Consider the following 24,483-nt stretch of genomic DNA (forward strand, 5'->3'; position numbering starts at 1 on the left):
GACGGTCGTCAGACCGTCATGATCTCGGCTTCCTTGCTCTGCACGAGCTTGTCGACTTCGGCAACGTGCTTGTCCGTCAGCTTCTGCACGTCGTCGCTCGCACGGCGCTCGTCGTCTTCCGAGATTTCCTTGTCCTTCACGAGCTTCTTGAGCGCTTCGTTCGCGTCGCGGCGCAGGTTGCGGATCGCGACCTTCGCCGTTTCGCCTTCGCTCTTGACCACCTTGGTCAGCTCGCGGCGGCGCTCTTCCGTCAGCGCCGGCATCGGCACGCGGATCAGGTCGCCGGCCGTCGCCGGGTTCAGGCCGAGATCGGCTTCGCGGATGGCCTTCTCGACCTTCGCGACCATGTTCTTTTCCCACGGCTGCACGCCGATCGTGCGTGCGTCGACGAGCGTCAGGTTCGCGACCTGCGAGATCGGCACCATCGAACCGTAGTAGTCGACCTGCACGTGATCGAGCAGACCGGTATGCGCACGGCCCGTGCGGATCTTCGCCAGATCGTTCTTGAACGCTTCGATCGAGCGCTGCATCTTCTGCTCTACGCCCTTCTTGACATCAGCGACACTCATTTCAACCTCCAAACCTTCAACCTTCAAAGAACGCGGGCCCCGCCCGGCGCGCGACGCACCACGGCCGGCGACCCACGCCGCTTGCCCGCATCCGCGGGAGTTTACACGTGGACGAGCGTACCTTCGTCCTCGCCCAGCACGATACGCTTGAGCGCGCCCGGCTTGTTGATCGAAAACACGCGAATCGGCAGCTTCTGGTCGCGGCACAGCGCGAAGGCCGTCGCGTCCATCACCTGCAGATTCCGGCTGATCGCCTCGTCGAAGCTGATCGTCGCGTAGCGCGTGGCCGACGGATCCTTCTTCGGATCGGCAGAATATACGCCATCGACCTTGGTCGCCTTCAGCACGACCTCGGCGCCCACTTCCGAACCGCGCAGTGCGGCTGCCGTGTCCGTCGTGAAGAACGGGTTGCCCGTGCCGGCCGCGAAGATCACGACCTTGCCTTCCTCGAGCTGGCGGATCGCGCGGGGCCGGATGTACGGCTCGACGACCTGATCCATACGCAGCGCGGACTGTACGCGTGCGACGATGCCGGCGTGGCGCATCGCGTCCTGCAGCGCCAGCGCGTTCATCATCGTCGCCAGCATCCCCATGTAGTCGGCCGTCGCGCGGTCCATGCCGGCCGCACCGCCCGCGACACCGCGGAAAATGTTACCGCCGCCGATCACGACCGCAAGCTGCGTACCGAGACCCACGACTTCGGCAATGTCCGCCACCATCCGTTCGATCGTCGCGCGATTGATGCCGAAGGCATCGTCGCCCATCAGCGCTTCGCCGGAGAGTTTGAGGAGGACGCGTTTATAGGCATTGGACATAGGGGCTTCCGAGCGACGAGAGGATGACAACCACGAACTGTAGGGGCGAAATACTGATTCGGGCAAGCGCCGACGGTCGGACCGGGGTTCCCGGCCGGCCGGCGGCGCCGCCGGCCGCGGCGGAGCGGACGCCCGCCGCGGATACTGCCTGACTGCTTACTGCTGCTTTGCTGCTGCGACTTGCGCGGCCACTTCGGCGGCGAAGTCGTCCTGGCGCTTCTCGATGCCTTCGCCGACGACGAACAGCGCGAACTTCTGCACCGTCGAATTCGCTGCCTTCAGCATCTGCTCGATCGTCTGCTTGTCGTTCTTCACGAACGTCTGGTTGAGCAGCGACACTTCCTTCAGGTACTTCTGGACGCTGCCGTCGACCATCTTCGCGACGATTTCAGCCGGCTTGCCCGATTCCGCAGCCTTCTGCTCGGCCACGCGGCGTTCCGTGTCGATCAGCTCTGCCGGCACGTCGGCCGACGACAGCGCGACCGGCTTCATCGCGGCGATGTGCATCGCGACGTCCTTGCCGACCTGCTCGTCCGCACCCGTGTACTCGACGATCACGCCGATACGCGCGCCGTGCAGGTACGTTGCGATCTTGTTCGCGGTTTCGAAGCGCACGAAACGGCGGATCGAGACGTTCTCGCCGATCTTGCCGATCAGTGCCAGACGCACTGCGTCGACCGTCGAGCCTTCGAGCGGCAGCGCCGACAGCGCGGCCACGTCGGCCGGGTTCTGCGTCGCGACGAGTTCTGCAACCGTCTTCGAGAATGCGAGGAAGTCGTCGTTCTTCGCGACGAAGTCGGTTTCGCAGTTCAGTTCGACCAGCGCGCCTGCATTGCCGCCGACGAACGATGCGACGACGCCTTCGGCCGTCACGCGCGATGCCGCCTTGCTCGCCTTGTTGCCGAGCTTGACGCGCAGCAGCTCTTCAGCCTTGGCCAGGTCGCCGTCGGCTTCCGTCAGCGCCTTCTTGCACTCCATCATCGGTGCGTCGGTCTTTGCGCGCAGTTCTGCCACCATGCTTGCGGTAATTGCCGCCATCATTCGCTCCTTGAGTCTGTATTCACCACGCCGCCCGCTTGGACGCGAACGGCCGAAAATCGTTTCCGGACCCGCGCCGATTCAGCGCGATCAGGTCCGGCGCACAAGCTTAAAAAAAGGGGGCCTGTTGAGAGCCCCCTTTTTGCGCCGGCTCGGGGCCAGTTACGCGTTTTCCTCGACGTACTCGTCGTCGCCGCGCGCTGCCTGGACCACTTCGTTGACCGCGTTCGCACGGCCTTCGAGGATCGCGTCGGCCACGCCTTCAGCGTACAGCGCGACTGCCTTGCTCGAGTCGTCGTTACCCGGGATCACGTAATCCACACCTTCCGGCGAGTGGTTCGTGTCGACCACGGCGATGACCGGCACGCCCAGCTTGTTCGCTTCCGTGACGGCGATCTTGTGGTAGCCGACGTCGACGACGAAGATTGCGTCCGGAATGCCGCCCATGTCCTTCACGCCGCCGATCGACTTCTGCAGCTTGGCGATTTCGCGTTCGAACAGCAGCGCTTCCTTCTTGCTCATCTTCTCGAGCTCACCTGCCTCGACTGCCGCTTCCATGTCCTTCAGGCGCTTGATCGATACCTTCAGCGTCTTGAAGTTGGTCATCATGCCGCCGAGCCAGCGTGCGTTGACGAACGGCATGCCCGCGCGCTGTGCTTCCTGGGCGATCGTGTCACGCGACTGGCGCTTCGTGCCGACGAACAGGATCGTGCCGCGGTTCGCTGCCAGCTGGCGCACGTACTTCTGTGCGTCCGTGAACATCGGCAGCGTCTTTTCGAGGTTGATGATGTGAATCTTGTTGCGGTGACCGAAAATGAACGGAGCCATCTTCGGGTTCCAGAAGCGCGTCTGGTGACCGAAGTGGACACCCGCTTCCAGCATTTGGCGCATCGTAACTGCCATGTAAATTCTCCACGAGGGTTGGGTCTTAAGCCGGCCGCCGTACCGCCGCGCGAACGCGCCCCGAAGGACCTTCGTTCCGCGCGGCCGGCACCCTTGGTTGCGCCGGCTTGCGATTCGGCACGTGCGAAAATGCGCGTGCCACAAGCCTTTCATCGCCATGCCTCCCCAAATCGGGGCATGTTCGGCATTTGGATGTCGACTTAGCCAAAGAGTATAGCACGCCGATTTGTCGGCTCTCAAGTCGCCCGCCACTTTCGCTTGCCGCGCGGCAGCGGGCCGGACAATCCCCGAAAACCCGCATCGGCACCGCCGGCAGGGGCTGCGAGGCCAGCCATAAGGTGCGATAATCCGTCAATTCACCGCATTCCAGGCATACCTCGATGGCTATTACGCTCAAAAACGAACACGACATCGCCGAGATGCGCGTCGCCTGCCGTCTCGCGAGCGAAGTGCTCGACTTCATCACGCCGCACGTCGTCGCGGGCGTCACGACCGGCGAACTCGACCGGCTCTGTCACGAATTCATGGTCAACGAGCAGGGCACGATCCCCGCGCCGCTGAATTATCAGCCGCCCGGCTATCCGCCCTACCCGAAGGCCACCTGCATCTCGGTCAACGACGTGATCTGCCACGGCATTCCGGGCGAGAAGGTGATCAAGAACGGCGACGCGCTGAACATCGACGTCACCGTGATCAAGAACGGCTACTTCGGCGACACCAGCCGGATGTTCATCGTCGGCGAAGGCTCGATCCTCGCGAAGCGCCTCGTGCAGACCACCTACGAGTGCATGTGGCTCGGCATCGACCAGGTCAAGCCCGGCGCGCACCTCGGCGACATCGGCTACGCGATCCAGAAGCACGCGGAAGCGCAGGGCTACAGCGTCGTGCGCGAATACTGCGGGCACGGCATCGGCACGGTGTTCCACGAAGATCCGCAGGTCGTCCACTACGGCCGTCCGGGCACCGGCATCGAGCTGAAGGCCGGGATGATCTTCACGATCGAGCCGATGATCAACGCCGGCAAGCGCGATATCCGCACGATGCCCGACCAGTGGACGGTCAAGACGCGCGACCGCAGCCTGTCCGCGCAATGGGAGCACACCGTGCTCGTCACCGAGACGGGCTACGAGGTGCTGACCGTGTCGGCCGGCACGCCGGCACGCCCGGTGTTCGCGCAACCGGCCGCCGCGGTCTGAGCGCCGTCGCGCCCGCCCGCCTGCCCGCCCCCGACCTGAACGGCCACCCATGAGCGCTCACGCCGCCCCCTCGTCCGAAGCGCTGTCGCGGCGCGCCGAATTCAAGGCCGCCAAGGCCGACATGCTCGAGCGCTTTCGCAGCGCGGCGAACGTCGCGTCGCTGATGCACGCGCTGTCGAAACTCACCGACGACGCGCTCAAGCGCGTATGGGACGACTGCGGATTGCCCGCGACGCTCGCGCTCATCGCCGTGGGCGGCTACGGACGCGGCGAGCTCGCGCCCTACTCCGACGTCGACATCCTCGTGCTGCTGCCTGACGCGCACGACCCGGCGCTCGACGCGCGCATCGAGCGCTTCATCGGGATGGCGTGGGATCTCGGCCTCGAGATCGGCAGCAGCGTGCGCACGGTCGCGCAATGCATCGAGGAAGCGTCGCAGGACGTCACCGTGCAGACCTCGCTGCTCGAGGCGCGCCGCATCGTCGGCAGCACCGCGCTGTTCGAGCGTTTCACCGTGCGGTATCACGAGGCGCTCGACGCCCGCGCGTTCTTCACCGCGAAGGTGCTCGAGATGCGCCAGCGCCACGCGAAGTTCCAGGACACGCCGTACAGCCTCGAGCCGAACGTGAAGGAAAGCCCGGGCGGCCTGCGCGACCTGCAGACGATCCTCTGGATCGCGCGCGCGGCCGGCTTCGGCAGCAGCTGGCGCGAGCTCGACACGCGCGGGCTCATCACCGAGCGCGAGGCGCGCGAGCTGCGCCGCAACGAAGGATTCCTGAAGACGCTGCGCGCGCGGCTGCACGTGATCGCCGGCCGCCGCCAGGACATGCTCGTGTTCGACCTGCAGACGCAGGCCGCCGAGAGCTTCGGCTACCGGCCGACGCAGGCCAAGCGCGCGAGCGAGCAGCTGATGCGTCGCTACTACTGGGCCGCGAAGGCGGTCACGCAGCTCGCGACGATCCTGATCCAGAACATCGAGGCGCAGCTGTTCCCCGCGACGAGCGGCATCACGCGCGTGCTGTCGCCCGATCGTTTCGTCGAGAAGCAGGGCATGCTCGAGATCGTCGACGACGGCGTGTTCGAACGCCATCCCGACGCGATCCTCGAAGCCTTCCTGCTGTACGAGGTGACCCGCGGCGTGAAGGGCCTGTCCGCCCGCACGCTGCGCGCGCTGTACAACTCGCGCGAGATCATGAACAACACGTGGCGGCGCGATCCGCAGAACCGCCGCACGTTCATGCAGATCCTGCAGCAGCCCGAAGGCATCACGCATGCATTCCGGCTGATGAACCAGACGAGCGTGCTCGGCCGCTACCTGCTGAATTTCCGCCGCATCGTCGGCCAGATGCAGCACGACCTGTACCACGTGTATACGGTCGATCAGCATATCCTGATGGTGTTGCGCAACCTTCGCCGCTTCGCGGTGGCCGAGCATGCGCACGAATATCCGTTCTGCAGCCAGCTGATCGGCAATTTCGAGCGCCCGTGGGTGCTATATGTCGCCGCGCTGTTCCACGACATCGCGAAAGGCCGCGGCGGCGACCATTCGACGCTCGGGATGGCCGACGCGCGGCGCTTCTGCCGCGAGCACGGCATCACCGGCGACGACGCGGCGCTGATCGTGTGGCTCGTCCAGCATCACCTGACGATGAGCCAGGTCGCGCAGAAGCAGGACACGAGCGACCCGGAGGTCATCAAGCGCTTCGCGGAAGTCGTCGGCAACGAACGCTACCTCACCGCGCTCTACCTGCTGACCGTCGCCGATATCCGCGGCACGAGCCCGAAGGTGTGGAACACGTGGAAGGGCAAGCTGCTCGAGGATCTCTACCGCATCACGCTCGCGGTGCTCGGCGGCGCCAACCCCGATGCGCATTCGGAACTGAAGTCGCGCCAGGAGCAGGCGCTCGCGCTGCTGCGCCTCGAGACCGTGCCCGACGACGCGCACCGCGCGCTGTGGGATCAGCTCGACGTCGGCTTCTTCCTGCGTCACGACGCGGCCGACATCGCATGGCAGACGCGCGTGCTGTACCGGCACGTGAATGCCGAGACGGCGATCGTCCGCGCGCGGCCGTCGCCGATCGGCGACGCGCTGCAGGTGCTCGTGTACGTGAAGGACCGCCCCGACCTGTTCGCGGGCATCTGCGCGTACTTCGACCGCAACGGACTCTCCGTGCTCGATGCGCGCGTGAGCACCACGCGGCATGGCTATGCGCTCGACAATTTCATCGTCACGCAGACCGAACGCGACGTGCGCTATCGCGACATCGCGAATCTCGTCGAACAGCAGCTCGCGACGCGCCTTGCCGAGACCGCGCCGCTGCCGGAGCCGTCCAAGGGCCGCCTGTCGCGGCTGTCCCGGACGTTTCCGATCACGCCGCGCGTCGACCTTCGGGCCGACGAGCGCGGCCAGTACTACATCCTGTCCGTGTCCGCCAACGACCGGCCGGGCCTTCTCTATTCGATCGCGCGCGTACTGGCCGAGCATCAGGTCGGCGTCCACGCGGCGCGGATCAATACGCTCGGCGAACGCGTCGAGGACATCTTCCTGCTCGATGGTGCCGGCCTGTCCGACAACCGCCTGCAGATCCAGCTCGAAACCGAATTGCTGCGCGCGATCGCAGTCTGAATGAATCCCAGCGTTTATGCGCACCAAATTAACCGTCAAGAATCCGCGTCCGGCGTCGCCGACCCGCGCACCCGTCCGCTCCGGCAGCCTCGTCGCTCGCAAGGCGGTGCGCCCCGCCGGGCCGCCCGCGGCCGACAAGCCACCGCGCCCGAAGAAGGCCGCCGCGCCGGCAGCCGCCGGCGAACGCGCGTTCAAGCCGCGCGGCGCGGAACGCCCGGGTGCGGATCGCGCGCCGGCGAAGCGCGCACCGCGTGACGGCGGTGCCGAGCGCGGCGACGCGCGTCCCGCGCGTCCGTATCGCAGCGCCGAAGGCCAGCCCGATGCGCGGCCGCGCCGCGCGGGCGCCGAAGGCGGTGCACGCGCCCCCTATCGCGACAAGGCAGACGGCTATGGCGAGAAGCGCAGCTTCGGCGAACGCCGTACGCCGTCCGACCGCCCGGCTCGCCGCAGCGACGACGATACGCGGCCGCGCCGTGCAGGCGCGGAAGGCGGTGCACGCGCACCGTATCGTGACAAGGCAACCGGCGAAGGCGCGAAGCGCAGTTTCGACGATCGCCGTACGTCGTCCGACCGCCCGGCTCGCCGCAGCGATGACGATACGCGGCCGCGCCGCGCAGGCGCCGAAGGCGGTGCACGCGCGCCGTATCGCGACAAGGCAACCGGCGATGCGCCGAAGCGCAGCTTCGGTGAACGCCGTACGTCGTCCGACCGCCCGGCACGCCGCGACGACGATGCACGGCCGCGCCGCGCAGGTGCCGAAGGCGGTGCACGCGCACCGTATCGCGACAAGGCAACCGGCGATGCGCCGAAGCGCAGCTTCGGTGAACGCAGTACATCGTCCGACCGCCCGGCTCGCCGCGACGACGATACGCGCCCGCGCCGCACAGGCGCCGAAGGCGGCGCACGCGCACCGTATCGCGACAAGGCAACCGGCGATGCGCCGAAACGCAGCTTCGGTGAACGCCGTACGTCGACCGACCGTCCGGCACGCCGCAGCGACGACGATGCACGGCCGCGCCGCGCAGGCGCCGAAGGCGGCGCACGCGCACCGTATCGCGACAAGGCAACCGGCGATGCACCGAAGCGCAGCTTCGGTGAACGCAGTGCATCGACCGACCGCCCGGCACGCCGCGACGACGATGCACGCCCGCGCCGCGCAGGCGCAGAAGGCGGCGCACGCACCCCCTATCGCGACAAGGCAACCGGCTACGGCGAAAAGCGCAGCTTCGGCGAGCGCAGCAACACCGAGCGCCGCTCGACGGCCACCGCACCGAAGGCCGCACAACCGGTCAAGCGCCGCGCCCCCGACATCGATCACGGCGACGAAACCGGCCTGATGCGCCTGTCGAAGCGCATGTCCGAGCTCGGCCTGTGCTCGCGCCGCGAAGCCGACGAATGGATCGAAAAGGGCTGGGTGCTCGTCGACGGCGAGCGCATCGACACGCTCGGCACCAAGGTCCGTCCCGACCAGAAGATCGAGATCGACGAACGCGCGAGCGCCGCGCAGGCCGCACAGGTGACGATCCTGCTGCACAAGCCGGTCGGCTATGTGTCCGGCCAGGCGGAAGACGGCTACGAGCCCGCGTCGGTGCTGATCACGCGCGCGAACCAGTGGAGCGGCGACCGCTCGCCGCTGCGCTTCTCGCCGCAGCATCTGCACGCGCTCGCACCGGCGGGCCGGCTCGACATCGATTCGACCGGCATGCTCGTGCTGACGCAGAACGGCCGGATCGCGAAGCAGTTGATCGGCGAGCAGTCGGACATCGACAAGGAGTACCTGGTGCGCGTGCGCTTCGGCGAACGGCTGCTCGACATCGACCAGCACTTCCCCGCCGAATCGCTCGCGAAGCTGCGCCACGGCCTCGAACTCGACGGTGTCGCCCTGAAGCCCGCGATGGTGAGCTGGCAGAACGGCGAACAGCTGCGTTTCGTGCTGCGTGAAGGCAAGAAGCGCCAGATCCGCCGGATGTGCGAACTGGTCGGTCTCGAAGTGATCGGCCTGAAGCGTGTGCGGATGGGCCGCGTGATGCTCGGCGCGCTGCCGCAAGGGCAATGGCGCTACCTGTCGCCCGACGAGTCGTTCTGACGGCAGGCAGGCACGCACGGCGTGCCCTGCAATGAAAAAGCCCGCGCAATGCGGGCTTTTTCGTTTCAGGTACGACGACGGCGCGCAACATCACGCACCGCCGCTTGCCGGCATCAGTCGTCGTCAGTCGGATCGAGCCCCGGGAACAGCACCTCGGTGAAGCCGAAGCGCGTGAAGTCGGTGATCCGCATCGGATACAGCTTGCCGATCAGGTGGTCGTATTCGTGCTGGACGACCCGCGCGTGGAAGCCTTCGGCGACGCGGTCGATCTTCGCGCCGAACTGGTCGTAACCGCTGTAGCGCACCTTCGCATAGCGGCTGACGACGCCGCGCATGCCCGGCACCGACAGGCAGCCTTCCCATCCCTCTTCCATGTCCGGCGGCATGTACTCGAGCTTCGGGTTGATCAGCACGGTCTCGGGCACGGGCGGCGCGTCCGGATAGCGGTTGTTGCTGCCGAAGCCGAAGATGATGAGCTGCAGCCCGATGCCGATCTGCGGCGCGGCGAGGCCCGCGCCGTTCGCGTGATGCATCGTCTCGAACATGTCCGCGACGATCTCGTGCAGTTCCGGCGTGTCGAACTGCGCGACCGGCTTGGCGACTTCGAGCAGGCGCGGATCGCCCATCTTCAGGATCTCGCGAATCATGGGGTGTTGCCCTCCAGGAGTTGGTGCAGTCCGTCTTCGTCCAGTACGGGGATGCCGAGTTCCTCGGCCTTCGCGAGCTTGCTGCCGGCGTCGGCGCCCGCGACCACGTAATCCGTCTTCTTCGATACCGAGCCCGCGACTTTCGCGCCCGCCGCTTCGAGCATCTCCTTCGCCGCGTCGCGGGTGAGATTCGGCAGCGTGCCCGTCAGCACGACCGTCTTGCCGGCCAGCACGCCCTGCGGCGCCTTCGGCGCGGGCGGGCCTTCGGCCCACGTGACCTTGCCGGGCGCGCGCAGCTGCTCGATCACGGTGCGGTTGTGTTCTTCCGCGAAGAACTGGTGGATCGACTCGGCGACGATCGGCCCGACGTCGTTGACTTCGAGCAGTTCCTCGATCGACGCGTCCATGATCGGGGTCAGCGACCCGAAGTGCTTTGCGAGATCCTTCGCGGTCGATTCGCCGACATGGCGGATCCCCAGCCCGTAGATGAAGCGCGCGAGCGTCGTGTGCTTCGCCTTCTCGAGCGAGTCGAGCAAATTCTGTGCGGACTTCTCGGCGAACCGGTCGAGTTCCGCGAGCGTCGCGAAACCGAGATTGAACAGGTCGGCCGGCGTGCGCACGAGATTCAGTTCGACGAGCTGATCGATGATCTTTTCGCCGAGCCCGTCGATGTCGAGCGCGCGACGCTGCGCGAAGTGCCACAGCGCCTGCTTGCGCTGTGCCGGGCAGAACAGGCCGCCCGTGCAGCGCGCGATCGCCTCGTCCGGCAGCCGCTCGATCTTCGAGCCGCACACTGGGCACTCGGTCGGCATCACGAATTCGGCCGCGCCGTCCGGACGGCGATCGAGCAGCGCGCCGACGACCTCGGGGATCACGTCGCCCGCGCGCCGCACGATCACGGTGTCGCCGATCCGGATGTCCTTGCGCCGCACTTCGTCCTCGTTGTGCAGCGTCGCGTTGGTCACCGTCGCGCCGCCGACGAACACGGGTTCGAGCCGCGCGACCGGCGTGATCGCACCCGTGCGGCCGACCTGCACGTCGATCGCGACGAGCTTCGTCAGCGCTTCCTGTGCGGGGAATTTGTGCGCGAGCGCGAAGCGCGGTGCGCGCGACACGAAGCCGAGGCGATCCTGTTCGTCGCGCCGGTTCACCTTGTAGACGACGCCGTCGATGTCGTACGGCAGCGATTCGCGCTTCTCGCCGACCTTGCGGAAGAAGCCGAGCAGGCCGTCGGCGCCGTACACGACCGCGCGCTCGCGGTTCACCGGCAGGCCGAACGACTCGTACCAGTCGAGCAGCGCGCTGTGCGTGTCCGGCATCGGCATCCCGTCGAGCACACCGATCCCGTACGCGAAGAACGACAGCGGACGCTGCGCGGTGATCTTCGGATCGAGCTGGCGCAGGCTGCCGGCCGCCGCGTTGCGCGGGTTCGCGAATTCACGCTGCTCGGCCGCGCGCTGGCGTTCGTTCAGGCGTGCGAAATCGCGCTTGAACATCAGCACCTCGCCGCGCACGTCGAGCAGGGCCGGCACGTGCGCGCCCTTCAGCTTCAGCGGGATCGAGCGGATCGTGCGGACGTTCTCCGTCACGTCCTCGCCGGTCGTGCCGTCGCCGCGCGTCGACGCCTGCACGAACACGCCGTGCTCGTAGCGCAGCGAGATCGCGAGCCCGTCGAACTTCAGCTCGCACGCATATTCGACCGGGTCCGTCACCGAGCCGGCGAGATCGGTCGTCTTGCCGAGCGCATCGGCGACGCGCTTGTCGAACGCGGCGATGTCCTCGTCGGCGAAGCCGTTGTTCAGCGACAGCATCGGCGCATCATGGACGACCGGCGTGAAACCGCCGGCCACTTCGCCGCCGACGCGCTGCGTCGGCGAGTCGGGCGTCACGAGGTCGGGATGATCGGTTTCGAGTTGCTGCAGCTCGCCGAACAGTCGATCGTATTCGGCATCGGGCAGATCCGGCTGGTCGAGCACGTAGTAGGCGTAATTCGCCCGCTCGAGTTGGTCGCGCAGCCACGCGGCACGCGCGTCGGGCTGGCTGGCTGGCGGTTCGGCTTGGGTTCGGGCCATGCTGGCGGCAGTTTCGTTCTGAAAAATCGGATGTTCGATTATCTCAGTTTGACGCCGCGACGGGGGCACGCGATGCGTGCCGCGCGAGCCGGCTGCAGCGCACAGGCGGCGTGTGTGCGGCAGTGCAGCGACGGACGGCGGCACGAATGGCCACCGCCCGCGAGACGCGTTACTGGCTGAACAGGCGTCGCGTGACCGGCGAACCGGCCGGGATACCCGCTTCCTCGAGCTTCGCGTACAGCTTCATCAGTTGCTGGTCGATCGCGACGAGCGTCGATTCCGGCAGCGGCCGGCGCGAATCGTCGACGACCCGCGCACCGATCCGCTCGGACAGCGACTTCGCGTAGTCGCACATCAGCCGGAACGGCAGGATGTCCTCTTCGGCGACCGGCACGTCGAGCACCAGCGTGATCATGTTGCCGCCCTTGTACGTCAGGTCGTCGCGCAGGAAGTTCGTGTCGCCGAACTGCAGCATGAACACGGGGTTCTGCTTCGCGTCGAGCTTCACGAAACGCGTGCCGTCGCGCGACAGCAGCAGCCCGTCCTGCGATGCGACGGCCTGCACGTAGTTCGCCGACCACGGCGCGCCGTCCGACATCACGTTGATCGACAACTGCGCGTCGCACTGCGCGGCAAAGCCGTCGAGCTCGCGCGCCATCGCGACCGTCTCCATCATGTCCGGGAATTCCGGTGCGCCGTCGATCGCATCGGCGAACTGCTGGACGCCCGTCACGAACTCGGAGAATTCGAGCTCGTTCAGCGCGCCGCTGCGGTTCGCGAGCTGCGCGGCCGCGCGCAGTTCTTCATAGCGCACGCCGTTCTGCAGCAGCTCCCACTGGCCGCCTTCCGGCTTGCCTTCGATATGCACGGGCTTGCTGCCCGCGCGGCGCAGCCGCTGCGCGGCCGGCAGAATCTTGTCGCCCGGCAGCGGGCCGCTCAAGCGAATCGGCACGATGCAGTCGATCCGGCGGTCGACGATCGCGGGCGGTGCCGACGAGATCGTCGTCGCGGCCGGCAGCACGGGTTCGGCCGCCTCGTTCGATGCGTCGCCGGCCGGCGCTTCCGTTGCGGCGGCGACCGAACCTGCGTCGACCGGCTGCTTGGCCGGCTCGGCCGATTCCGGCGGCGTGTCGCCCCCGGTGGCCTCGGCCTGCAGATCGGCCGGCATGTCGGCAGGCGCCGCGCCGCCGAAGGTCGGCTCGACGCGCGCTGCTTCAGCCGGCGTGCTCGCGGCGGCAGCCGCCGGCGCCGCGGGTTCGCGGCGCGCGGGCTGGCGCACCGGCTCGATGAACGGAAGCTCCTCGTCGCGCTCGGGGCGATTCATCGCCTCGGCCGCCTCTTCCGGCATCGGGCGCGGCATCCTGCGCCGCACCTTCGCGCCCTGCCACGCGTTGTAGACCACGACGCCGCCCACCACGACGGCGCCGGCGCCGATCAAACCGAGTGTCAACTCGTCCATGCATGCTCCATCAGCGATTCTTTTTCGTCGGACCCGCGAACGGGCGCCCATGCGCCGCGCGAACGCGGTCCGGTTTCGTCAAACGTCAATTCTGGGCAAAACCCGCGGCGGTTTCCATGTCCACCGCGACGATCCGCGACACGCCCTGCTCCTGCATCGTCACGCCGATCAGTTGCTGCGCCATCTCCATCGCGATCTTGTTGTGCGAGATGAAGAGGAACTGCGTCTTGTCCGACATCGCGCGCACGAGATTCGCGAAACGCTCGGTGTTCGCGTCGTCGAGCGGCGCGTCGACCTCGTCGAGCAGACAGAACGGCGCCGGGTTCAGCTGGAACATCGCGAACACCAGTGCAGTGGCGGTCAGCGCCTTCTCGCCGCCCGACAGCAGGTGGATGGTCGCGTTCTTCTTGCCCGGCGGCTGCGCCATCACCTGCACGCCCGCGTCGAGGATTTCGTCGCCCGTCATGATCAGCTTCGCCTGGCCGCCGCCGAACAGGCGCGGGAACAGGTCGCTGAAGTGACGATTGACCTCGTCGAAGGTGCCCTGCAGCAGCGTGCGGGTTTCCTGATCGATCTTGTGGATCGCGTCCTCGAGCGTCGTGATCGCATCGGTCAGGTCGGCCGACTGCGCATCGAGGAACACCTTGCGCTCGCTCGCGGCCTTCAGCTCGTCGAGCGCGGCCATGTTCACCGGGCCGAGCGCGTTGATCGCGTTGTTCAGGCGCGTGACCTCGCCCTGCAGGTACGACGGTTTCAGGTCCGGCGTCAGCTTCTCGCGCAGCGCTTCCTCGTCGACCTCGGCCGTCGTGAGCTGCTCGGCAAACTGCTCGACGGACAGGCGCGCGGCCTGCTCCTTCAGCTGCAGCTCGGTGATGCGGTCGCGCAGCGGCTGCAGCGAACGCTCGGCGACGAGGCGCTGCTCGTCCAACGCGCGCAGCTTCGCGGTCAGGTCGTCGAGTTCGATCCGCGCGGCCTGCAGCGCTTCTTCCTTCACCGCGCGAATTTCGAGCGCGTCCTGCAGGCCCGTGTGCGCGGTCTGCTCGTTGATCGTTTCGAGTTCGGCGCGCGCGTCTTCCAGCGACGCGGCGACGCGCTCGCTCTGCTCGTGCGCGACCTGGATGCTGCGCTTGAGCTCGTCGATCCGCGTGACCGCGTTGCGCGCGGCGAAGCGCGCGTCGTTCGCGCCGCGCTCGAGGTCGCGCGCTTCCTGGCGCGCGTGCGTCAGCGATTCGTCGAGCGCTTCGAACGCGAGCTGGTTGTCCTCGAAGCGCGCCTGCAGCTCCGCGAGTTCGCCGTCGAAACGCTCGAAGTTCGCTTCCGATTCGGCACGCAATGCGCGCTGCTCGTCGATCTGCGCGCCGATTTCCTCGAGTTCCTCGCGGATCTGCGTGCTGCGCTGCGTGTAGCGTTCATGCGCCTGCGCGAGCTTCAGCACGTCCATCTGCAGCGCGTGCACGCGCTGCGTCGCGCGTTCGGCCTGCGCGCGCACGTCGCCGAGCGCCTGCGCGGCCTGCGTGTGCGCGGCTTCCGCCCGCACCGCGGCCGTGCGGGCCTCGTCGGCGAGCAGCGCCTGTGCCCGCACCTGGCGGCCCAGGTTCTCGATTTCCTGCTGGCGGGCCAGCATCCCGGCCTGCTCCGAGTCGGCCGCGTACAGCTGCACGCCGACGCGCGTGACAATGTGGCCGGCCTTGACGACGAACGCGCCGCCTGCCGGCAGCTGCGTGCGCGTCGCGAGCGCCTGTGTGATGTCGTCGGCGACGTACACGTTGCCGAGCCAGTCGTTCAGCACCGCACGAATGCCCGCATCGTCGATGCGCACGAGCGACAGCACCGGGCGCAGCCCGGCCGCGGCGGCCGGCGGTTCACCGGCGGCCGGCGGCGCGTAGAACGCGAGCTTCGCGGGCGGCGCATCGGTCGCAAATGCCTTCACCCAGTCGAGATTCGACACTTCGAGCGCGGCGAGACGCTCGCGCAGCACGGCCTCGAGCGCGGCTTCCCAGCCCGCTTCGACGTGCAGCTTCTTCCACAGGCGCGGCAGCGCGCCGAGTTCGTGCTTGTCGAGCCACGGCTGGATCTTGCCTTCGGTCTGCACGTTCTCCTGCAGCTGCTTGAGTGCGGCGAGCCGCGCCTCGAGCTGGTGGATCTGCGTACTTTCGGCCTGCACGCGCTCCTGCGCGGCACGGCGTTCGCCGTCGAGACGCGGCAGCGCTTCCTGCGCATCGGCCAAGCGCGCCTGCGCCTCGGCGAGGATCTCTTCCTGCTCGGCGAGCTGCATGCGCAGCTCTTCGAGCTGCGTTTCGTCCGGCGCATCAAGCCCGCCCGCCTCGGACTTCAGGCGCTCGTGGCGCTGCTGAAGCTGCTGGAGCTGCTGGTCGGCATTGCGCTGGTGCGCGGCCTCGAGCTTCAGCGACTGCTCAGTCTGCGCAATGCGCGCGCGCTCGTCGTTGAGCTGCGCCTGCGCATCGCGCCACTTCGCTTCGAGCGCCGGCAGCGCGTCGTGCTTCGCGGCCGCGTTGTCTTCGGCGAGCGCGGCCTTCTCGTCGGCCATCGCGCGCGCTTCCTCGGCTTCCTCGAGCTCGTCCTGCGCCTTCTCGGCCTGCGCGCGCCATTGCTCGCGCTGCGCGTTCAACGCGGCGATCTGCGCCTGCACACGGTTGCGCGATTCGACGATGAACTTGATCTCGGCCTCGAGGCGGCTCACTTCGGCGTTCGCCTCGTAGAGCGCGCCCTGCGCGCCCTGCATCGCGTCGCTCGCCGAGTAATGCGCGACCCGCAGCGTCTCGAGCTGCGACTCGACCTCGCGCAGCCGGGCCGTCTGCGCCTCGAGGTCGATCTGCGCCTGCTCGATCGCGCGCAGCTGCTTCTGCTGCTCGCCCGCGGCCTCGTTCTTGCGCAGCAGCCACAACAGGCGCTGCTTCTCCTCGCCGTCGGCGACGAGTTCCTTGTACTTGTTGGCGACGACGGCCTGCGCCTCGAGCTTCTCGAGGTTCGCGCCGAGCTCGCGGACGATGTCCTCGACGCGCGTCAGGTTCTCGCGCGTGTCGTGCAGGCGGTTCTCGGTCTCGCGGCGGCGTTCCTTGTACTTGGACACGCCCGCGGCTTCCTCGAGGAACACGCGCAGCTCTTCCGGCTTCGCCTCGATGATCCGCGCGATCATGCCCTGGCCGATGATCGCGTACGCACGCGGGCCGAGGCCCGTGCCGAGGAAGATGTCCTGAATGTCGCGGCGGCGTGCCGGCAGGTTGTTGATGTAGTAGCTCGACGTGCCGTCGCGCGTCAGCACGCGCTTCACGGCGATCTCGCCGTACTGGCCCCACTGCCCGGCCGCGCGGCCGTCGGAGTTGTCGAAGATCAGCTCCACGCTTGCCCGGCTGCCGGGCTTGCGGGCGGTCGAGCCGTTGAAGATCACGTCCTGCATCGACTCGCCGCGCAGCTCGGACGCGCGCGACTCGCCGAGCACCCAGCGCACGGCATCGATGATGTTGGACTTGCCGCACCCGTTCGGGCCCACCACGCCGACTAGCTGGCCCGGAACCTGGAAATGCGTGGGATCGACAAAGGATTTGAAGCCAGCGAGTTTGATCGAGCTCAGACGCACGGCGGTATCGGATGTGAAGAAGGTGTGAAACGGAACGGGCCGCGACGCGCGGGGCCGGACGGCCCGTGTGCGCGATGCGCCCCGGAATTCAAAAGCGGGGCCGCGCGCATCCAGCGTTGGGCCCCGCAAACGGCTTCCATCATACCATCGCGCGTGCGCCGTCCCGCCCGTCGCCGGGTTTGCCCCGTGCCGGCGCGGCACGATGGACCCGGCTCGACAGCAGCGTCGCCAGCACGATGCACACGCCGCCCGCCCACTCGCGCGCGCTCGGCAGTTCGCTCGCGAACACCCATGCGGACAGCGCGGTGATCACGATCTCGAACAGCATGATGATCGACGCGCGGTTGGCCGGCACGCGCGCAAGCCCGTACTGCACGAGCAGGTTGTTCACCGCGACCGTCACGCCGATCGCGACGATGATCAGCGCGGCGGTGCCGAGCTGAGCGCCGGCCGGCGCGGCCGGCAGCCCCTCGAACAGCGACGCGATCGCGCCGAACACCGCCGCGCCGCCGAACAGCGTCGCGGTGCGCATCTCGGCGCGCATCTCCGGCAGCTCGCGGCTCGCCTTGATCACGAGCACGTTGCTCATCGCAAAACTCAGGCCGGCCGCGAGCCCCGCCCATTCGGCCGGGTTGGCCGGCAGCGGCACGCCGAGCGTCGGCGACCACAGCATCAGCATCGCGCCGCCGATCGACAGCGCCGCGAGCCCCGCGCCGGCCCAGGTCAGGCGCTCGCGCAGCAGGAAATGCGCGTAGATCGCGGTCCACGCCGGGGTCAGGTAGAACAGCAGCATCACGCGCAGCACTTCGCCGTGGATCGTGCCCCACACGAAGCCGAGGTTGGTCACGCCGGCCGTGATCGCGATGCCCGGCAGCACCCAGTGCCAGCGCAGCGTCGCGATCGTGCGGTGGCGCACGACGATCACGAACAGGAACGCGACGAGGCTCGTCAGCGCGCTCGCCAGCGTTCCGGTGAGGCCGAGCGACGCAAGGATGCGCAGCGGATACCAGATCAGGCCCCATACCGAAGCGCCGATCAGGATGGCCAGCGTCGGCAGGCTGCCGCGTACCGCGTTATTCATTTGGTTCGATACCCTTTATTCGACCGGCCCGGCCGCCGTTCCGGCGGGCCGCGACCGCATTGCGTCACGCTATAATCGTCCGCTGCGAGCCGCGCGCCGTCGGCGCCCGTTCTCAGCCGTGCGGCACCTGCGCCGCCCCTTTCGCTCCAAAACCGGCCCCGACGGCCGCTTCGCCCGTGAACCCTCGACTCGACTCGCTCCAGCCCTATCCCTTCGAAAAGCTGCGCGCCCTGTTCAAGGACGTGACCCCCGCGGCCAGCCTCAAACCGATCAGCTTCGGCATCGGCGAGCCCAAGCACCCGACGCCGGCGCTGATCCGCGACGCCGTGGTGGCCGCGCTCGACGGCCTCGCGTCGTACCCGGCCACGGCCGGCTCGGACGCGCTGCGCACGTCGATCGCACACTGGCTCGAACGCCGCTACGGGCTGCCGGCGATCGATCCGGCCACGCAAGTGCTGCCCGTGTCGGGGTCGCGCGAGGCGCTGTTCTCGCTCGCGCAGACGGTGATCGACTCGCGCGCGAGCGCGGACGGCGAGAAGGCGATCGTACTCTGTCCGAATCCGTTCTATCAAATTTACGAAGGCGCAGCGCTGCTGGCCGGTGCCGAACCCTATTTCGCGAACAGCGACCCGACGCGCAACTTCGCGTGTGACTATGCGGCCGTGCCCGACGAGGTCTGGGCGCGCACCCAGCTGCTGTACGTGTGCTCGCCGGGCAACCCGACGGGCGCCGTGCTGACGCTCGACGACTGGCGCGAGTTGTTCGCGCTGTCCGACCGCCACGGTTTCGTGATCGCGTCCGACGAGTGCTATTCGGAAATCTATTTCGACGAAGCGGCGCCGCCGCTCGGCGGCCTCGAAGCCGCGCACCGCCTCGGCCGCGGCTTCGAACGCCTCGTGATGCTGTCGAGCCTGTCCAAGCGCTCGAACGTGCCGGGCATGCGCTCGGGTTTCGTCGGCGGCGACGCCGCGCTGCTCAAGAAATTCCTGCTGTACCGCACGTACCATGGTGCCGCGCTGTCGCCGGTCTGGCAGCACGCGAGCATCGCCGCGTGGAACGACGAGGCGCACGTGCGCGAGAACCGCGCGCTGTACCTGCAGAAGTTCAACACGGTCACGCCGATGCTCGCCGACGTGATCGACGTGAAGCTGCCCGACGCCGCGTTCTACCTGTGGGCCAACGTCGCGCGCACCGGGCTGTCGGACACCGAGTTCGCCCGCCGCCTGTACGCCGACTATAATGTGACGGTTCTGCCCGGCTCGTATCTGGCGCGCGACGCGCACGGCACGAATCCGGGCCGCGATTTCATCCGGATCGCGCTCGTCGCGGGCACCCCCGAATGCGTCGAGGGCGCGCAACGCATCGTCGATTTCTGCCGGGCTCTCGCGCGGTAAGACGTCCATCCCGATCAATTCCATTCATCTCCTGCGAAAACGAACATGTCGCAACAACTTCAGCAAATCATCGATACCGCCTGGGAAAACCGCGCCGAGCTGTCGCCGAAGGCCGCGCCCGCCGACGTCCGCGAAGCCGTCGCTCATGCGCTCGAGCAACTCGATAAAGGCGCACTGCGCGTCGCCGAGAAGATCGACGGCAACTGGACCGTGCACCAGTGGCTGAAGAAGGCCGTGCTGCTGTCGTTCCGCCTGGAGGACAACGCGCCGATGCCGGCCGGCGGCTACTCGCAGTTCTACGACAAGGTGCCGTCGAAGTTCGCGAACTACACCGCCGAAGACTTCGCCGCGGGCGGCTTCCGCGTCGTGCCGCCGGCCATCGCGCGCCGCGGCTCGTTCATCGCGAAGAACGTCGTGCTGATGCCGTCGTACACCAACATCGGCGCGTACGTCGACGAAGGCACGATGGTCGACACGTGGGCCACGGTCGGTTCGTGCGCACAGATCGGCAAGAACGTGCACCTGTCGGGCGGCGTCGGCATCGGCGGCGTGCTCGAACCGCTGCAGGCGAACCCCGTCATCATCGAGGACAACTGCTTCATCGGCGCGCGCTCGGAAGTCGTCGAAGGCGTGATCGTCGAGGAGAACTCGGTGATCTCGATGGGCGTGTACCTCGGCCAGAGCACCAAGATCTACGATCGCGAAACGGGCGAAGTCAGCTACGGCCGCATCCCGGCCGGCTCGGTCGTCGTGGCCGGCAACCTGCCGTCGAAGGACGGCTCGCACAGCCTGTACTGCGCGGTGATCGTGAAGAAGGTCGACGCGAAGACCCGCGCGAAGGTCGGCCTGAACGAGCTGCTGCGAGGCGACTGATGGCCAAGCCGCACACCGTGGTCGTCTACGGCATTCCGAACTGCGACACCGTGAAGAAGGCCCGCGTGTGGCTCGACGATCACGGCGTCGAGTTCGAATTCCACGACTTCAAGAAGCTCGGCGTCAGCGCGCCGCTCGTCGAAGACTGGCTGAAGGACGTGTCGCTCGACGCGCTCGTGAACAAGCGCGGCACGACGTGGCGCGGCCTGGACGATGCGATGAAGGCGGCCGCGGAAACGCGCTCCGGCGCGGTCGCGCTAATGATCCACAAGCCGTCGGTCATCAAGCGTCCCGTGCTCGTCGTCAACGGTCGCGTGAAATCGCTCGGCTTCGTGGCCGATCAGTACGCGGCGCTGTTTGCCGCCTAGGGCCGCCCGCGCTGCACCCCCGGGTGCAGCCCGACGTCTCGTCACTGCCGGCCACCGCGCCGGCATTTTTTATCGAAAGTGGTCCGAACCATGTCCGCCACCCTAGCCCTTACCGAACAGCTGATCGCCCGCGCGTCCGTCACGCCCGACGACCAGCATTGCCAGCAGCTCATGACCGAGCGCCTCGCCGCGCTCGGCTTCGAATGCGAGACCATCGCGTCGCACGGCGTGACCAACCTGTGGGCCGTCAAGCGCGGCGCCGACGGCCGCGACGGCAAGCTGCTCGCGTTCGCGGGCCACACCGACGTCGTGCCGACCGGCCCGCTCGAACAGTGGACCTCGCCGCCGTTCGTCCCCACGCATCGCGACGGCAAGCTATACGGCCGCGGCGCGGCCGACATGAAGACGTCGCTCGCGGCGTTCGTCGTCGCGTCCGAGGAATTCGTCGCGGCCCACCCCGGCCACCGCGGCGCGATCGCGTTCCTGATCACGAGCGACGAGGAAGGCCCGGCCACCGACGGCACCGTGAAGGTCGTCGAACTGCTCGAAACGCGCGGCGAGCGCGTCGACTACTGCATCGTCGGCGAGCCGACCTCGAGCGCGGAGCTCGGCGACGTCGTGAAGAACGGCCGCCGCGGCTCGATGTCGGGCGAGCTGGTCGTCAAGGGCGTGCAGGGCCACATCGCGTACCCGCACCTCGCGAAGAACCCGATCCACCTGCTCGCGCCGGCGCTCGCCGAGCTCGCCGCCGAACAGTGGGACGCAGGCAACGAATACTTCCCGCCGACCACCTGGCAGGTGTCGAACCTGCATGCCGGCACCGGCGCGACCAACGTGATCCCCGGCCATGCGGACCTGATGTTCAACTTCCGCTTTTCGACGGCGAGCACCGTCGAGGGCCTGCAGGCACGCGTGCATGCGATCCTCGACAAGCACGGCCTCGAATACACGCTGAAGTGGTCGGTGAGCGGCCTGCCGTTCCTCACGCCGCGCGGCGACCTGTCGAACGCGCTGGAGAACGCGATCCGCGCCGAGACCGGCCTCACGACCGAGCTGTCGACGACGGGCGGCACGTCCGACGGACGCTTCATCGCGCGCATCTGCCCGCAGGTGATCGAGTTCGGCCCGCCCAACGGCAGCATCCACAAGATCGACGAGCACATCGACGTGCGCTTCGTCGACCCGCTGAAGAACGTGTACCGACGCGTGCTCGAACAACTGATCGCCTGACGGAGCCTCGCATGACGACACCATTTGCAACTATTCGCGACCTGCTGCGCTACGCGGTCACGCGCTTCTCGAAGGCCAAGCTCGCATTCGGCCACGGCTCGGACAATGCGTACGACGAAGCCGCGTACCTCGTGCTGCATACGCTCGACCTCCCGCTCGACACGCTCGAGCCGTTCCTCGATGCGCGGCTGCTGCCCGATGAAATCGCGGCCGTGCTCGCGGTGATCGAACGGCGCGCGACCGAACGCGTGCCGGCCGCGTACCTCACGCATGAAGCGTGGATGCACGGCCACCGCTTCTACGTCGACGAGCGCGTGATCGTGCCGCGCTCGTTCATCGGCGAGCTGCTCGACGACGGGCTGCAGCCGTATGTCGCCGACCCCGAGCAGGTCGGCGCGGTGCTCGAGCTGTGCACCGGCTCCGGCTGCCTCGCTATCCTCGCCGCCAGTGCGTTCCCGAACGCCGAGATCGACGCGGTCGACCTGTCCGACAAGGCACTCGAAGTCGCCCGGATCAACGTGAGCGACTATGGCCTCGACGATCGCATCACGCTGCATCGTGGCGACCTCTATGCGCCGCTGCCCGCGTTCCGCGCGGAACCCGACGCGCGCTACGACGTGATCCTGACGAACCCGCCGTACGTGAACGCGACGTCGATGGCCGCCCTGCCGCCCGAGTACCGGCACGAGCCGGAGATGGCGCTCGCGGGCGGCGAGGACGGCATGGACATCGTGCGGCGCATCATCTCGGAAGCGCACAAGTGGCTGCACGACGACGGCGTGCTCGTCGTCGAGATCGGCAACGAGCGCGAGCACGTCGAAGCCGCGTTCGGCGGCCTCGAACTCACGTGGCTGCCCACCAGCGCGGGCGACGACACGGTGTTTCTGATCCAGGCGTCGGACCTGCCGCGCAAGGCCTGACGGCACGCCGCGGCCCCAACCGCGCGGCACGGCAAACCGCTGTCCCGCACGGTTGGGTAAGATGCGCGTAAGCGGCCGTCGCGCCGCACGACTTCAGGAGTCCGTCACGCGCCCATGACCCTCGACTGGCTACATCTCGGCACCCTGATCCTGGCCGTCCACGTGCTCGGGATCGTCGCGGCGTGTCACGCGCTCATGAACACGCGCACGTCGCAAGGCGCGATCGCGTGGGCCGTGTCGCTCGCCGCGATGCCGTACCTGACGCTCGTCCCCTACCTGTTCCTCGGTCGCAGCAAGTTCTCCGGCTACGTCGACGCGCGGCGCCACGAGATGGAAGCGTTGCGCACGCATACGCCGCGCGTGCCGTGGCTCGATGCGGACGCAACCAACGGGCCGGCGGCCGACGCGATCGGCCGCGCTGCGGTGCTCGCGCTCACCCGGCTCGGCGGGATGCCGTTCGTCGGCGGCAATTCGGTGCGCACGCTCGTCAACGGCGATGCGACCTTCGAGGCGATCCTGTCGGCGATCGACTCGGCGCGCGAATACGTGTTCGTCCAGTTCTTCATCGTGCGCGTCGACGCGCTCGGCCTGATGCTGCGCGACGCGCTGCTCGCACGCGCGGCAGCCGGCGTGCGCTGCTACCTGCTGTACGACAGCATCGGCTGCTTCGACCTGCCGCACAGCTACGTCGACACGCTGCGCCGCGGCGGCGTCGAGGTCCACCCGTTCGCGACCCACCGCAAGTTCGTCAACCGCTTCCAGCTCAACTTCCGCAACCATCGCAAGATCGTCGTCGTCGACGGCAATCGCGCGTTCGTCGGCGGACACAACGTCGGCGTCGAATATCTCGGCGCGAACCGGCGTCTGTCGCCGTGGCGCGACACCCATATCGAAATCCGCGGCCCGGTGGTCGCCAGCATTCAGTACGTGTTCGCCGAAGACTGGCACTGGGCCACGCAGACGCTTCCGCCGCTCGCCGCGCCGCCGGAGGCGCTGCCCGGCGACGCGATGCATTGCCTCGCCGTACCGATGGGCCCGGCCGACAAGCAGGAAACCGGCTCGCTGTTCTTCGTCGGCGCGATCAACGCCGCGCACGAACGGGTGTGGATCACGACGCCGTATCTCATACCCGACGAAGCGGTGATCGCCGCGCTGAAGCTCGCGGTGATGCGCGGCGTCGACGTGCGTATCCTGATCCCGTGCCGGCGCGACCACTACGTCGTGTTCGAGGCGTCGAAGCTCTATGCACGCGATCTCATCGACGCGGGCGTCAAGGTGTTCCGCTACCGCCCGGGCTTCCTGCACCAGAAAGTCGTGCTGATCGACCGCATCGCGGCCGCGGTCGGCAGCGCGAATCTCGACAACCGCTCGTTCCGGCTGAACTTCGAAATCATGGTGCTGACCGTCGATCACGCGTTCGCCGAAGAAGTCGGGGCCATGCTCGACGCCGATTTCGCGCAGTCCTACGAGGTCGATGCGAACGAGTATCGGCACTCGCCCGCGTGGCGGCGCATCGCCATGCACGTCGCGCGCCTGTTCGCACCCATCCTGTAGCGTCCGTGGCGCCCGCGCGAGCGCCGGGCCGCCGTCGCCCGGATGGCGCCGCCC

At 67.8% G+C, this 24,483-nt stretch carries 18 protein-coding genes; 9 read left to right on the forward strand and 9 right to left on the reverse strand.

Going from position 1 to position 24,483, the window contains the following annotated elements:
* Nucleotides 1-8: 8 nt before the first annotated feature.
* From frr to rpsB, 4 genes are all read right to left on the reverse strand, one after another.
* The gene (frr, locus tag ACP26O_RS10270; protein ID WP_006752152.1) at nt 9-569 is read right to left on the reverse strand and encodes a ribosome recycling factor; all 561 of its coding nucleotides are present in this window, start codon (nt 567-569) and stop codon (nt 9-11) included.
* A gap of 101 nt (nt 570-670) precedes the next feature.
* Nucleotides 671-1,384: a UMP kinase gene (pyrH, locus tag ACP26O_RS10275; protein ID WP_006752151.1), complete on the reverse strand. Its 714-nt coding sequence runs from the start codon at nt 1,382-1,384 to the stop codon at nt 671-673.
* A 156-nt stretch (nt 1,385-1,540) separates the two neighbouring features.
* Nucleotides 1,541-2,422 (reverse strand): translation elongation factor Ts, encoded by an 882-nt coding sequence (tsf, locus tag ACP26O_RS10280; protein WP_006752150.1) that lies wholly within the window; start codon nt 2,420-2,422, stop codon nt 1,541-1,543.
* Between the two features lie 162 nt (nt 2,423-2,584).
* Entirely contained in the window at nt 2,585-3,325 is a 741-nt protein-coding gene (rpsB, locus tag ACP26O_RS10285; RefSeq protein ID WP_006752149.1) for a 30S ribosomal protein S2, read from the reverse strand.
* A 380-nt stretch (nt 3,326-3,705) separates the two neighbouring features.
* Between rpsB and map the strand changes: the two genes are divergently transcribed.
* Genes map through ACP26O_RS10300 form a run of 3 tightly spaced genes read left to right on the forward strand, consistent with a single transcriptional unit; the run spans nt 3,706 to nt 9,233 of the window.
* On the forward strand, nt 3,706-4,521 hold the full coding sequence (gene map / locus ACP26O_RS10290; protein ID WP_012364135.1) for a type I methionyl aminopeptidase: 816 nt from the start codon (nt 3,706-3,708) through the stop codon (nt 4,519-4,521).
* Between the two features lie 49 nt (nt 4,522-4,570).
* Nucleotides 4,571-7,147, forward strand: a complete 2,577-nt coding sequence (locus tag ACP26O_RS10295; protein WP_012364136.1) for a [protein-PII] uridylyltransferase — start codon at nt 4,571-4,573, stop codon at nt 7,145-7,147.
* Nucleotides 7,148-7,163: 16 nt separating this feature from the next.
* Nucleotides 7,164-9,233, forward strand: coding sequence for a pseudouridine synthase (locus ACP26O_RS10300; protein ID WP_175664905.1), 2,070 nt, complete (start codon nt 7,164-7,166; stop codon nt 9,231-9,233).
* 113 nt (nt 9,234-9,346) lie between these two features.
* Here ACP26O_RS10300 and def read toward each other — a convergent pair whose 3' ends face one another.
* The 5 genes from def to ACP26O_RS10325 form a co-directional block, all read right to left on the reverse strand.
* Nucleotides 9,347-9,880 carry a peptide deformylase gene (gene def / locus ACP26O_RS10305; protein WP_011657288.1) on the reverse strand — a complete coding sequence of 178 codons (534 nt, stop codon included), beginning with the start codon at nt 9,878-9,880 and terminating at the stop codon, nt 9,347-9,349.
* The gene (ligA, locus tag ACP26O_RS10310; RefSeq protein ID WP_175664906.1) at nt 9,877-11,952 is read right to left on the reverse strand and encodes an NAD-dependent DNA ligase LigA; all 2,076 of its coding nucleotides are present in this window, start codon (nt 11,950-11,952) and stop codon (nt 9,877-9,879) included. Before ligA ends, def begins: the two co-directional genes overlap by 4 nt.
* Nucleotides 11,953-12,121: 169 nt before the next feature.
* Nucleotides 12,122-13,411, reverse strand: coding sequence for a cell division protein ZipA C-terminal FtsZ-binding domain-containing protein (locus ACP26O_RS10315; protein WP_175664907.1), 1,290 nt, complete (start codon nt 13,409-13,411; stop codon nt 12,122-12,124).
* Nucleotides 13,412-13,496: 85 nt separating this feature from the next.
* Nucleotides 13,497-17,009: a chromosome segregation protein SMC gene (smc, locus tag ACP26O_RS10320; RefSeq protein ID WP_175660520.1), complete on the reverse strand. Its 3,513-nt coding sequence runs from the start codon at nt 17,007-17,009 to the stop codon at nt 13,497-13,499.
* 139 nt (nt 17,010-17,148) lie between these two features.
* Nucleotides 17,149-18,090, reverse strand: a complete 942-nt coding sequence (locus ACP26O_RS10325) for a DMT family transporter (RefSeq protein WP_175664908.1) — start codon at nt 18,088-18,090, stop codon at nt 17,149-17,151.
* Between the two features lie 176 nt (nt 18,091-18,266).
* Between ACP26O_RS10325 and dapC the strand changes: the two genes are divergently transcribed.
* The 6 genes from dapC to cls all read left to right on the forward strand — a co-directional run bounded on the left by dapC (nt 18,267) and on the right by cls (nt 24,429).
* Nucleotides 18,267-19,484 carry a succinyldiaminopimelate transaminase gene (gene dapC, locus ACP26O_RS10330; protein ID WP_175664909.1) on the forward strand — a complete coding sequence of 406 codons (1,218 nt, stop codon included), beginning with the start codon at nt 18,267-18,269 and terminating at the stop codon, nt 19,482-19,484.
* A 45-nt stretch (nt 19,485-19,529) separates the two neighbouring features.
* A complete protein-coding gene (gene dapD, locus ACP26O_RS10335; RefSeq protein WP_011657294.1) occupies nt 19,530-20,357 on the forward strand; it encodes a 2,3,4,5-tetrahydropyridine-2,6-dicarboxylate N-succinyltransferase in 828 nt (275 codons plus the stop codon).
* A complete protein-coding gene (locus ACP26O_RS10340; RefSeq protein ID WP_006755454.1) occupies nt 20,357-20,725 on the forward strand; it encodes an ArsC family reductase in 369 nt (122 codons plus the stop codon). Before dapD ends, ACP26O_RS10340 begins: the two co-directional genes overlap by 1 nt.
* A gap of 90 nt (nt 20,726-20,815) precedes the next feature.
* The gene (gene dapE, locus ACP26O_RS10345; protein WP_105832933.1) at nt 20,816-21,955 is read left to right on the forward strand and encodes a succinyl-diaminopimelate desuccinylase; all 1,140 of its coding nucleotides are present in this window, start codon (nt 20,816-20,818) and stop codon (nt 21,953-21,955) included.
* 11 nt (nt 21,956-21,966) lie between these two features.
* Complete coding sequence (gene prmB / locus ACP26O_RS10350) at nt 21,967-22,875, forward strand: 50S ribosomal protein L3 N(5)-glutamine methyltransferase (protein ID WP_012364144.1); 909 nt, start codon at nt 21,967-21,969, stop codon at nt 22,873-22,875.
* 114 nt (nt 22,876-22,989) lie between these two features.
* Nucleotides 22,990-24,429: a cardiolipin synthase gene (gene cls, locus ACP26O_RS10355; protein WP_175655532.1), complete on the forward strand. Its 1,440-nt coding sequence runs from the start codon at nt 22,990-22,992 to the stop codon at nt 24,427-24,429.
* The last annotated feature ends 54 nt before the right edge of the window (nt 24,430-24,483 follow it).

The sequence above is a fragment of the Burkholderia sp. R-40 genome, assembly GCF_049942845.1.
GTDB classification, from domain to species: domain Bacteria; phylum Pseudomonadota; class Gammaproteobacteria; order Burkholderiales; family Burkholderiaceae; genus Burkholderia; species Burkholderia ambifaria.